This window comes from Scatolibacter rhodanostii, from assembly GCF_900197595.1.
GTDB classification, from domain to species: Bacteria; Bacillota; Clostridia; order Oscillospirales; family Acutalibacteraceae; genus Scatolibacter; species Scatolibacter rhodanostii.
Genome location: NZ_FZLO01000001.1, coordinates 173,969 through 185,283, shown reverse-complemented (window position 1 = coordinate 185,283; position 11,315 = coordinate 173,969). Strand labels below are relative to the sequence as shown.

General features: G+C 38.3%; 10 protein-coding genes. 5 read left to right on the top strand and 5 right to left on the bottom strand.

The features are described from left to right. Positions 1-26: 26 nt before the first annotated feature. From CS931_RS00855 to CS931_RS00845, 3 genes are all read right to left on the bottom strand, one after another. Positions 27-1,067, bottom strand: a complete 1,041-nt coding sequence (locus tag CS931_RS00855) for a Gfo/Idh/MocA family protein (RefSeq protein ID WP_099203870.1) — start codon at positions 1,065-1,067, stop codon at positions 27-29. A 35-nt stretch (positions 1,068-1,102) separates the two neighbouring features. Next, entirely contained in the window at positions 1,103-1,933 is an 831-nt protein-coding gene (locus tag CS931_RS00850) for an SDR family NAD(P)-dependent oxidoreductase (RefSeq protein ID WP_099203869.1), read from the bottom strand. Positions 1,934-2,100: 167 nt separating this feature from the next. Further along, a complete protein-coding gene (locus CS931_RS00845; protein WP_099203868.1) occupies positions 2,101-2,979 on the bottom strand; it encodes a LysR family transcriptional regulator in 879 nt (292 codons plus the stop codon). A 152-nt stretch (positions 2,980-3,131) separates the two neighbouring features. Here CS931_RS00845 and CS931_RS00840 point away from each other — a divergent pair, with 152 nt between their 5' ends. The 3 genes from CS931_RS00840 to CS931_RS00830 all read left to right on the top strand — a co-directional run bounded on the left by CS931_RS00840 (position 3,132) and on the right by CS931_RS00830 (position 8,055). Next, positions 3,132-4,364, top strand: coding sequence for an L-lactate MFS transporter (locus CS931_RS00840; protein ID WP_099203867.1), 1,233 nt, complete (start codon positions 3,132-3,134; stop codon positions 4,362-4,364). Positions 4,365-4,724: 360 nt separating this feature from the next. Further along, positions 4,725-5,249 (top strand): RrF2 family transcriptional regulator, encoded by a 525-nt coding sequence (locus CS931_RS00835; RefSeq protein ID WP_099203866.1) that lies wholly within the window; start codon positions 4,725-4,727, stop codon positions 5,247-5,249. Then, positions 5,236-8,055 (top strand): YhgE/Pip domain-containing protein, encoded by a 2,820-nt coding sequence (locus CS931_RS00830; protein ID WP_099203865.1) that lies wholly within the window; start codon positions 5,236-5,238, stop codon positions 8,053-8,055. The genes CS931_RS00835 and CS931_RS00830 overlap by 14 nt, the downstream gene beginning before the upstream one ends. Before the next feature lie 315 nt (positions 8,056-8,370). Here CS931_RS00830 and CS931_RS00825 read toward each other — a convergent pair whose 3' ends face one another. Together CS931_RS00825 and CS931_RS00820 are read right to left on the bottom strand one after the other, a co-directional pair. Next, the gene (locus CS931_RS00825) at positions 8,371-8,625 is read right to left on the bottom strand and encodes a DUF4491 family protein (RefSeq protein WP_099203864.1); all 255 of its coding nucleotides are present in this window, start codon (positions 8,623-8,625) and stop codon (positions 8,371-8,373) included. Between the two features lie 34 nt (positions 8,626-8,659). Continuing rightward, positions 8,660-9,130: a pyridoxamine 5'-phosphate oxidase family protein gene (locus CS931_RS00820; protein ID WP_099203863.1), complete on the bottom strand. Its 471-nt coding sequence runs from the start codon at positions 9,128-9,130 to the stop codon at positions 8,660-8,662. Between the two features lie 147 nt (positions 9,131-9,277). On the opposite strand from CS931_RS00820, the gene pdxR reads away from it, so the two are divergent. After that, complete coding sequence (pdxR, locus tag CS931_RS00815; protein WP_099203862.1) at positions 9,278-10,693, top strand: MocR-like pyridoxine biosynthesis transcription factor PdxR; 1,416 nt, start codon at positions 9,278-9,280, stop codon at positions 10,691-10,693. 91 nt (positions 10,694-10,784) lie between these two features. Further along, complete coding sequence (locus CS931_RS00810; protein ID WP_099203861.1) at positions 10,785-11,288, top strand: HD domain-containing protein; 504 nt, start codon at positions 10,785-10,787, stop codon at positions 11,286-11,288. Positions 11,289-11,315: the final 27 nt, after the last annotated feature.

The following is an 11,315-nucleotide window of genomic DNA, read 5'->3' as shown; positions in this document are numbered from 1 at the left end:
TTTATGCTCTGACAACCGTCACATTACTAGCCCAAAGAGACTAGTTCTCCTGTTTCTGAAGCTAGTTTAATAGCCATCAAGGTTTCTAATGTTTTCACATTATCTTCTGGTGTCACAATCGGTTCTTCTTTTTTAAGGATGACTTGAATAAAATGTTTGAGCTGCATTTTATGTGGTAATTGTGGGTCTACTGGTTTAATATCCATTTGCAAAGGTTTATGCCATGAAGGCTCTCCGTCATAAGAGAAATGCTGGAGACGAGGTAAGGATAGTGAACCTCTTGTACCGCCAATAAAATAAGCATCTGCATCAAACGGACGATATTGTGCATCTTCACGGGCAGTAGCTTCCCAATTCCAAGGAGAGGCTGTAGTATCTGAAAGTGTCATGGAAGCTAAAGCACCCGATTTAAAATGAACATTCACTACTGCTGAATCTTCTGTTTCAAAGCCACGTGCTGCAGAGGAACTTAATGCTTGTACAGCATCTACTTCACCGATTAGATAGCGCAGTAAATCAACATCATGTACAAGATTTACAAGAATTGGGCCAGCGCCTTTTTTTCTGCGCCACTCTACATCAAAATAGGCATCTTCTTTGTAAATCATGTAGTGGAAAGAAGCCACTGTTAATTTACCTAATTCGCCACTGTCAATCGTCTGTTTCGCTGCATTGACAAAAGGATTGTAACGACGATGTTGTCCAACCAACACGGGAACCTTCGCTTCTTTGCATTCCTCAGCAAATTTTTTAGCGTCTTCTAAATCATCAGAAATTGGTTTTTCAACCAATACAGGAATACCTCTTTTAATAGCCTCACGAGCTATTGGAAGATGTAAGTGATTGGGTGTAACAACGATGATACCATCCAGTTCCACTTCATCCATCATTTTTGTTGGGTCTTGATAAAAAGGAACGCCTGCTTTATCGGCAATTGCTTTTGCGCCTTCATAGGCATCAGCAATCGCAGCTAGTTCTGATCCAATTTCTTCTTGAATAAAACGAATGTGATTCTGTCCCATTGCACCCGCACCGATTACTGCTAATTTAACTGCCTTATCCGTCATGTATTTATCCTTCTTTCTATTAAAATCAACGCTCTTTATTTATGTTTGAGGGCATATTCTCTGCGGCCACCGGGTTTTGCAATCTGATCTCCCATCATAATGCCTAAGCCACCCTCTACCGTCAGTTCCCCGCCATTCGTGTATTCTGAGCGGTCACTCGCTAGGTAAAGAACCGCATTTGCAATATCATCCAGCGTACCAATACGCTTACTTGCAGTAACTCTTTCTCTTTCTTTTAAGACTTCTGGGTCAGCATAAAAATCTTTGGATAATGGAGTTTGAACCAAAGAGGGAAGAATACAATTACTGCGAATACCATATTGTCCCCATTCTGCTGCCATTTGCTTTGATAACATATTCACGCCGGCCTTAGAGACACTATAAGCACCACTATAGGTCTCAGGAAATTTAGATAGCATTGTTGAAATATGAATGAGTGTTCCTTTGCCTTGTTTAATCATCACACGGCCAAAATGCTGAGACATCAGGAAATAGCCTGTCAAATTTATATCTAGTGTCTTTTTCCAATCGGCAAGAGACAAATCTTCAAACAGTGAAGAGCGAAGAATTGCCGCTGTGTTTATCAGAATATCCACTCTGTCAAACTTGTCAACAACAGTCTGTACTGCCGATTTTACATTGTCTTCGTTTGCAGTATCACAAGAAACAGCTATTGTTTCAACCGGATATTTCTCGCTTATTTCTTTCGCATAAGACTCCGTTCTATCCATTTGAATGTCAACCAACGCGACATTTACACCTTGCTTTGCAAGTTCTTCCGTAATTTTCTGTCCCATGCCGCCAACAGCGCCTGTGACAACGGCAACTTTCCCTTTTAGGTCTAACCATGAATCTTCTGCTATCATATTAGTATTCCTCTCTATGAATAACCAAAAAATTGTTATTTATTAAACGATCTATATAAAACAGTTTAATAAACATTTCACACATCGTCCAATATTATTTTTCACTTATACATAGATATGTTCTATAAGTTGAAAGCTTCTACTGATAACTTATAGAACATGATTGGTTACTGGTTAAAATCCCCATATGGTTTTACCAACTTACAAAAAGCTTTGATTTTTTTTGAATCTTTATTTTTAGTCAAATAAGTAAGATAAACCGTATGAAATATTTTTTCCTCATCTAGTGGGATAAAAGGTAAGTCAAATTGCTTTAACAAAGAAGTTTTGGCAACAACCGCAACACTTAGATTAACAGATACAAAACCGCCAATAGTGGTTTCATCATCAAATTCCTCCACAATAGTCGGCTGCTTGGTGTAGGTTTCAATTAACTCGCGCGCACTTTTTCCGACGGGAAGATTTTGACGGTATGTGACCAAAGGCATTTCAAACCAGTTTTCTTGTATATTCGGATACTTCTCATAAAGAGTTTTATTGATAAGCAGAATGAAGGGCTGCTTCTTTATTGGAATAAAAGTCAGACTTGCTTCTTCTTGCTTGGCGCATAACCCGATATCATAGATGCCTTGTTTCAACTTTTTTAGAATATCCGGAGTATGCCCATGAAAAATCTGGATATTATCCAATGCTAATTGATCGTTTCTTTCCTTATAAAGAATTTGAGGTAAGAAATTACTTGCTAACGTTGGAACAATGCCCACATGAACGGGATCATTTTCATTTTTGTACTGCTTTCGAATACTCTCTATTGTCTGTGTAAGCGTACCTAATGCTATTTCAGTTGTTTGTGCTAATTGCTTGCCATAAAGAGTCAAGGAAACGTTGCGTCCCTTTTTTTCAAACAAAGGAACTTCTAAATCAGACTCTAGCTTTTTTATGGCATAACTTAAAGAAGGCTGACTAATCATTAATTGATGAGCCGCTTCGGTGTAATTTTCAGTCTCTGCAAGAATGCTAAAATAAAGAAGATGGTTTAAATTCATAGTAAGCTTTCCCCCGTTTTTTGTCTTTTCACTACTTAGTATAACAAAATATATAGATTAATTCTATAGATTATCCAAAAATAGTATTGGTTTTTTATAAATAAATTTTATATGATGTATGTGAAAAAATAAACAATATAAGGAGGGCTATTATGGGTAATGTAGAAAAAAGTGGAATGGATAAAAGAAAAATTGTTTTTGCGGCTGCCTTTTTCGTGATTTTTGTATGCTCTGCATCTGCAGCATTCTCGGTATTTTCAATACCGCTTCAGAACGCAACCGGCGGAACTGCTTCTGAAGTTGTACTAACGTTAACGATTTATCAATTTTTCATGTCATTATTCGGTATTATATCCGGTCGCATCGTGGATAAATCCGGACCCAAAAAATTGATGTATATTGGAGGGTTGGTCTTTGGGCTGGGTTGGTTCAGTACAGCCTTTGTGACCAGTATTCCGTTATTATACTTAACTTGTGGGGTAATTGCAGGTGCAGGAAACGGCTTGTTATACAATCCATCTCTGAACGTGGCCTTAAGATGGTATCCTGAAAAACGCGGAACTATATCTGGTGCTTTATTATGTGCTGCCTCTATCGGCCCATTAATCACAGCTAAAGCAGGAGCCATTTTGTGTGATCGATTTGGTATTCATGGATTGACCTACCTAGGAATTGCTTACTTCATTATCATCTGGTTAGTTGGATGGAAAATGAAAGTCCCTGAAAACGGTTGGGTTCCAGACGGTTTCTCAAAAACAAATCAAAATATGACAAATGCTCAGGTCGCTTATTCCCCGAAAGAAATGTTGTCCACTAAGACATTTTGGTTATTACTTTTGCTTTTCTCAATTGCTTGCACAGCAGGTATTATGATGATTGGCTCTTTGTCTTCTATCGGCCAAGTACAATTAAAGATGACTCCTATTGCAGCAGCAAATCTTGTTGCCGTAAATCTGCTATCTAACTTGTGCGGTCGCTTAATAATTGGTAAACTATGTGATAAATTAGGTGAGTTAGAAACCTTAGCCATTATTTTTCTTCTAACCATTATAGCGTTAATAGGATTAAGCTTCTCCTATACATTGCCGATTTTTATTTTCTTCTTAATTATTTTAGGAGCATCTTTTGGCGGTGTGCTAGTTGTATTCCCACCTTTAACGAGTAAAACTTTTGGTATGAAACACTCCGGTATCAATTATGGAATTATGTTTTTTGGCTATTCCATTGGTGCTTTTCTGGGACCCCAGATTGCTGCACGCTTTGTAAATACCGCAAATGGTGTTCAAGCCTATCACCTTCCTTTTTTGATTGCAACCATCGTCGCAGTTCTAGGGTTGGCTTTGACCATTGTTATGCGTAAAATCATTAAAAAGCCATCCTTATAATATCGCTATTTTCAAAAATTAATAGAACCACTAAAAATGTCAGGGTGACCATTCAAAATGGTTTCCTGGCATTTTTTCAAATTATTTGTTTTTATAGATATCTCTGTGAAATATCGAATATCAAAGCATTTTCCATTCGCTAGATTCATTTTACTATTTCTCATTCATTTTTGTTCTCATGTTTTTTGTTTATTATTTCTATTTTTTTATAAAAAGAGGATGATTGTTTTACTTGCAAAAAAGAAAAAGAATAGTATAATATCAATTGTGGATGTTACTTATCCATAATAGATAACAGCTATCTATAAAAGGGTTACTATTTACCTGTTTTTGAAACAATCCATTTAGGAGGTGAACATCTTGAAGCTTACAAAAGGATTTGAACAGGCTGCATGCATTATCATTTTGCTTGCAACCCAAGAGCCAAATATCCCGTTATCATCACATGAAATTAACAAAAGATTGCGATGCTCCCCTACTTACTTAAAAAAAATTATGCGTAAACTGGTCGTGTCAAAAATAATCGACTCCGTTTCGGGGAATAACGGTGGATTCACGCTGGCCGCAAGTCCGGATCAAATTAACTTATTGCAGGTGGTAGAAGCTGTTGAAGGACCGACAGAAACATTTGCTGATACAGGACTTATTGTTGAAGTATTTAAGGAATTTCCTTATTTTACAGACCATGGTACTGCAATTTTAAAAAATGCATTTGCGCAAGCCGATCAATTATGGAGAGATTTCCTAAAGAAAAAAACAGTTCATCAGCTGATGATTGAAGCAGTGGGAGAAGAAAAAATATCTCTCTATGATTGGAATCAATCAGCAGAAAAGAAAGAGTTATTCATAAAAAAGGTGATGAATTCAATCCATGGAAATGATTAAAAAAGAATGGCATGCAGTCTTTAAAAACAAAATATTGTTGATTTCTTTTATCGTTATTTTGTTTATTCCTATTTTATACGCGTCGTTTTTTCTAAAGTCTGTTTGGGACCCATACGGAAAATCAGGGAATTTACCGGTAGCCGTAGTAAACGACGACAAGAGTGTAGAATATAGCGGAAAGACTTTAAACGTTGGTCAAGAAGTAGTAGACCAGTTAAAAGAGGACGATAATTTAGACTGGCATTTTTTATCCTCTGAAGAGGCAAAAAAGGGGTTAGAAAACAATGATTATTATATGATAGTGACATTTCCGGAAGACTTTTCTTCTAATGCCGCTACCGTCATGGATAACAATCCCCAAAAAATGAACATTGAGTATGCAACCAACGGTGGACTAAACTATTTGGGTGAGGTCGTTAGCGAAACGGCTATCAACCAACTTAAAAGTCAGGTTTCTCAAAAAGTAACAGAAGTGTATGCCAAAGCAATTTTTGATCAACTATCAGAAGTGAGAACTGGGTTTTCGGACGCAGCTGATGGTGCGGGCAAACTGGATGATGGTGTACAAAAATTAGCAGACGGTGGGCAAGCCTTGGCAGAAAATCTTGAAGTTTTGTCAAAAAGCACTATAACCTTTAGTGACGGTGAAGAATCGTTCACTTCTGCTTTGGGTAAGTATTTGCAAGGAACGGTAAAAATTGATGACGGGCTGACTACTTTAAGTACCGGTGTAAATGCATTGGGAGAAAAAGTTCCTGCCTTAGTTGATGGAGTAGGGCAACTGAAAGATGGTTCTGACAAATTGTCAGATGGAATCCAGTCTTATACAGGCGGAGTTTCTACACTGGCAAACGGAACAGAAACGTTAGCGCAAAATGGAGACACTCTAACCGCTGGAATAGACACACTTTCCGGCAGCTTATCTGAGGGAACCACGCGCTTACAAAATGGTGCTGCTCAGATATCCTCCGGCTTAACGCAGATGTCAAATCAGTTAGGCAGCCAAATTGATGGAAGTCAAGAGCAATTGAAACAGCTTGATGCCGGGCTGACTCAAATTAATGACGGTTTACAGCAACTAAATACCGCATTAAACAGTGGCACTGACACATCATTTGATTCGCAAGCCCTTGGCGAAGACTTAACTGAAATTGGCTCTCAGGCACAAACAATTGGTGATGCGACACAAGCAATTGGATCAGATGCACAAACGCTAAGCAACAGCTTAACGAATCTGCCAAGCAACTTGATGGGAACAGTTTCCACCCGTTTGGCAGACAGCTCGCTTGACGATGGCCAAAAGAGTGAAGTGCTTGCATTATTGCAAGCAACGCTAGAAAACAATACAGACTTGCAAGATATCGGGGGTAGTACCGCTGACATAGCTTCACAGGCAGGTACTATTGGTGAAAGCACAAAAACGATTGCTGCTAATACGCGTGCTTTGGCAACAGCACTTTCTACCTTGTCAGACACCTTAGATTCTGCCAAAAAACTTTCAGCATCTGTACAACAGCTTTCTGAAGGCTCAACTGTGGCAATTCCCGGCGCACAACAAGCCCTCAGCAAGCTTTCCAATGGACTTGTAACGGTGAAAACCGCACTAGATGGACAGCTAATACCTGGCATACAGCAGTTAGAGACAGGTCTAAAGAATTTGAAAGATGGCGAAAATACTGGTTTCTCTCAATTGAGCAATGGATTTAATCAGTATACGGACGGTGTAGATCAGATTAACAAAGGCGCACAGACTTTAAATCGTAATTCTGACACCTTAAACACAGGTGCAAAGACATTGCGGGGAGGACTTGGCGATTTAAATACCAACGTACCGGCTCTTCAAGATGGCGCACAAAAATTAATGGATGGAACTACGCAAATAAAAGCAGGCAGTTCTGAATTGGTTAGCAATAATGTTGAATTAATGAACGGAGAAAACAAGCTGTTAGAAGCTTCTCAACAGTTGAAAACCGGTACAGGAAAACTAGCTGATGGCGGAAATACTTTATTAGCAGGTTTAAATACCTTAAAAAATGGAAGCGGAGAATTATCTTCTGCTTTAGATGAAGGCTCCGAAAAAGTAAACACCGTACACACTACGGATAAGACTGCTGAAATGATAGCAGAACCAAATGAAGTTACACAAGAAAAATATAGCGAGGTGCCCAACTATGGCCACGCACTTGCTCCCTATGTGTTATCTCTAGCTCTCTATGTAGGATGCTTAGTCTTTAACTTCATCTACCCTATCAGAAAAATCTCCATAAAAGAAAAATCAGCTTTTCAGTGGTGGTTAAGTAAAGTGTCTGTTGGCTTCATTGCCGCTACAGCAATGGCTCTGATTGAAACAGGTGCTATGCTTATGCTGGGATTAAATCCACAGAATGTCATAGAGTATCTTGTGGTAGGGCTCGCTTCTGCTTATGCCTATATGTTTATCATCATGTTCCTTGCTATGGCGTTTGATAACCCCGGGCGATTCGTTGCCATGGTGTTGTTGATATTACAGCTAGCTGGTTCAGGAGGCACCTTCCCTATGCCGCTAACGGATAAGTTCTTCAGAATTATTCACCAATATCTACCTATGACGCATTCTATTTATGGGTTCCGAGAAGCAATCAGTTCTGGGTTAAAATCAGGAACATTTGCAAGCAATGCTGCTCTTTTGTTTGGCATAGCCGCTGTATCTCTTGTTTTGTTACTGGGCGCTATGTTAATCCTTAAAAAACACCATAAAGATGGCTTTTCGCAGTTAGATGACAATCAAAAACTATTAGACGATCATTACGAATATACTAATAGTTAAGAAGTATAAAATTTAAAGAAAGAGAGTTGCAGCACCGTTGGTTTTATCAACGTTCTCCAACTCTCTTTCTTATTAATAGTTTTTATAAAATTCTGGTAGATAGTCCTGTCATATTACCTACTCATCTACAGAACAGCTTTAACCAAAAACCAGACCTATTCTTTAGTAGAGGTCTGGTTTTTCTATTCATTATTATACTCTGCTTTTATTTAAGTTGCTATTCAAGCTTTTGATTATATTATTCATGCCTTGCTCAATCCGTTCTATACCTGATTATAGGCAATCGTTAAGACCCCTGAAAGAAGCCGGGTTGTTTTATTCTCTGTTGGAATTTTTGGGAAACCACCCTTTTTGAACGCGTTTTTCCTGTTCAAATAGCTCTTTTACACTCCAAAAACAAGAGAAGCCTGTAACACCTAAGAGCGAAGATATAAATTGATTTTCTGTAAAAAAAGCTATCAACAAACACACAATGCCTGCGACAATAAATAGCGGATAAATGCGTTTGGAAAAATAAAACTCTGCTTTTATGACAATAGGATGAAAAAGTCCAATAAGTAAACCGTACATCCAAACCCCCTCAAAAGAATATAATGCAGCATTTTTATTTATGATATTTGCCAGTACATTCCAAAACCTCAATTTCAATAACCGCAGTACCTTTTATCATATTCTCGGGGAGATCTTTGCCTATAAATTGCGGGGTATATTTTTCCACCAGTTTATTCAGCACCTCGCGTTTGTAGTCTATTTCTGTCAAAATTTGTGCTGTTCCCGTTATTACGACACTATTATAAACCGCTTCCGTGTCACAGGCAACCTTTTCGCCAGGCTGTAAACCAAGAAGCTCATCTACCTCAAAACATACTTTAGAATTATTGTTGACATTATCAATCTTTTGGCCTTTCGGTAAGCCGTGCATATAAATCTTACCTTTATAATAGACGAAGTGCATGGCAATCACATAAGGATAACCATCCTCTCGGATGGAACCAAACCTACCAGATTCTGCCCTTTGCAGCAATTCATCTATTTCCTCTGGCGTTAATTGGAATCGTTTCATTCGGTACTGCATTTATAATTCCTCCTGATTGTTTTTCTTATTTGCAAAAGCATTTCTTATCGCTTGTAATTTAAACTAGTTCATTATATAATAAAAGTGAACCTATTAAAAGATACAGTTTTATATAAAATATAGGGTACACTTTTTAAAGGAAAACTTATGATTTACATTGATGAAAATTCTAATACAGCTTTATATGAACAAATTTATTCACAAATAAAAAGCGAAATCACTTGCGGCAGTATTCCAAAAGGCCGTCGGTTACCGGGCATACGAACTCTCTCTAAAACGCTTGGCGTTGCCCGAAACACGGTAGACAAGGCCTATACCCAATTGGCTGTAGAAGGGTATATTACAGCTCATAAAGGCTCTGGATTTTTAGTAGAAGGTGTTGTAGATGGTTCTTTTGGAAAAGCAGAAAATTCATTTTTATCGAATGCGAACACGCGAGATGACTTCTCTCAGGAAAATCCCAAAAAGATAATATATGATTTTCAGTATGGAAATTTCGAAGACAAATGCTTTCCCCACACTTTATGGAAGAAACATACCACTGCTGTGTTAAACAACGTAGATTCTTCTTGCCTCACACAATATAGTGACAAGCAGGGGATTTTCCCTCTGCGGCAAGAGCTACGAACATATTTGCATTATGCTCGAGGTGTGTGTTGTACAGAAGAACAAATTGTAATTGGCTGCGGCCTGCATTATTCTTTAGATATCATATGCAAACTGCTAGACCGTCACAAAAAAATTGCCGTCGAAAACCCCGGTTATTATGGAGCAGGAGAGGTTTTCATGAATAATGGATTTTCATTTCACACTCTTGCCGCCGACAAAAACGGATTAGATTTAACCTCTTTGAAATCAGCAAATGTTTGTGCGGCTTATGTCACACCGTCCCATCAGTTTCCCTACGGATCGGTCCTTTCTATCTACAAGCGCAAAAAACTATTAAAATGGGCAGAAGAAAGCCATTCTTTCCTTATTGAGGATGATTATGACAGCGAGTATCGATATGATGCCAACCCAGTGCCTTCGCTTCAATCCCTTGATACTAATGACCGGGTTATCTATATTGGTACTTTTTCAAAATCCCTATCCCCCGCTTTGCGTGTTAATTATATGGTTCTTCCAAAATGCTTGCTTGCAGCTTATCAAAAAATGTTTTCTTCTTATTCCAGCCCAGTGTCTTGGTTAACACAAGAAGTACTTTCAAGATATATGGCTTCTGGTGAATATGCACAGCACGTCCGTAAAATGTGCTCTGCCTATCGCAAGCGTCATGACGTATTTGTACATGAATGTTTGAAACAATTTGGAGATAAACTCATACTTCACGGGCGAGGCGCAGGCTTACATTTTCTGTTAGAGTTTCCGGTTGGAACAGATACGGACGAACTGATGTGTAAAGCAGAAAATGCCGGAGTTCGGGTATATTCTGTCCGCCCATTTTGGAATCACCCAGATAGATACCAAGATAATCTAATTTTCATGGGCTACAGTCTACTAGATGAGAGCGAAATACGCGAAGGTATTCAGATTTTACGACGTGTTTGGTTGGATGAAAATTGAATAGTGCAAAATCGGAAGACAGACAAAGAAAAACCATGTATATTAAAAGCAGTTCAATAGAAAGATTTGCGCTGCTCTAGGAGGAAATCTTATGAATGCTATGCAAAATGTAATGATACGTATGATTGAATATGATAAAGCTGACCCTAAGAGAATACAGCATTTCCTAAAAGTGTATCAGTTTGCAAAATTAATAGGTGAAATGGAGCAAGTTGAAGACCAAATGCAGAACATTATTGAAATAGCTGCTCTCGTTCACGACATTGGTATTAAAATAAGCGAAGAAAAATATGGCAGCAGTGCCGGTAAATATCAAGAATTAGAAGGTCCCCCTATTGCAAAGGCTCTCCTAAAAGATTTGGGGTATGAACCATCTGTTATAAATCGTGTCTGTTGGCTGGTAGGCCATCACCACACCTATCATAATATTCAGGAGCTAGATCATCAAATTCTGGTTGAAGCAGATTTTCTCGTCAACGCTTATGAAGACAACTTAACTGTTGATGCTATTGTTAGCGTACTCACTAAGATTTTTCGAACAGATTCAGGCAAACTTTTATTGAAAACTATCTATTTAGATGAAAATCAGATGTAATAATCGGGTTTTTAACCATTAGAAAGT

Excerpts from the sequence above, each read along its gene's own strand:
- CS931_RS00820 (WP_099203863.1), bottom strand. The coding sequence starts at position 9,130 with ATGCAGTACCGAATGAAACGATTCCAATTAACGCCAGAGGAAATAGAT.
- CS931_RS00845 (WP_099203868.1), bottom strand. The coding sequence starts at position 2,979 with ATGAATTTAAACCATCTTCTTTATTTTAGCATTCTTGCAGAGACTGAA.
- pdxR (WP_099203862.1), top strand. The coding sequence starts at position 9,278 with ATGATTTACATTGATGAAAATTCTAATACAGCTTTATATGAACAAATT.
- CS931_RS00810 (WP_099203861.1), top strand. The coding sequence starts at position 10,785 with ATGAATGCTATGCAAAATGTAATGATACGTATGATTGAATATGATAAA.
- CS931_RS00840 (WP_099203867.1), top strand. The coding sequence starts at position 3,132 with ATGGGTAATGTAGAAAAAAGTGGAATGGATAAAAGAAAAATTGTTTTT.
- CS931_RS00825 (WP_099203864.1), bottom strand. The coding sequence starts at position 8,625 with ATGTACGGTTTACTTATTGGACTTTTTCATCCTATTGTCATAAAAGCA.
- CS931_RS00850 (WP_099203869.1), bottom strand. The coding sequence starts at position 1,933 with ATGATAGCAGAAGATTCATGGTTAGACCTAAAAGGGAAAGTTGCCGTT.
- CS931_RS00830 (WP_099203865.1), top strand. The coding sequence starts at position 5,236 with ATGGAAATGATTAAAAAAGAATGGCATGCAGTCTTTAAAAACAAAATA.
- CS931_RS00855 (WP_099203870.1), bottom strand. The coding sequence starts at position 1,067 with ATGACGGATAAGGCAGTTAAATTAGCAGTAATCGGTGCGGGTGCAATG.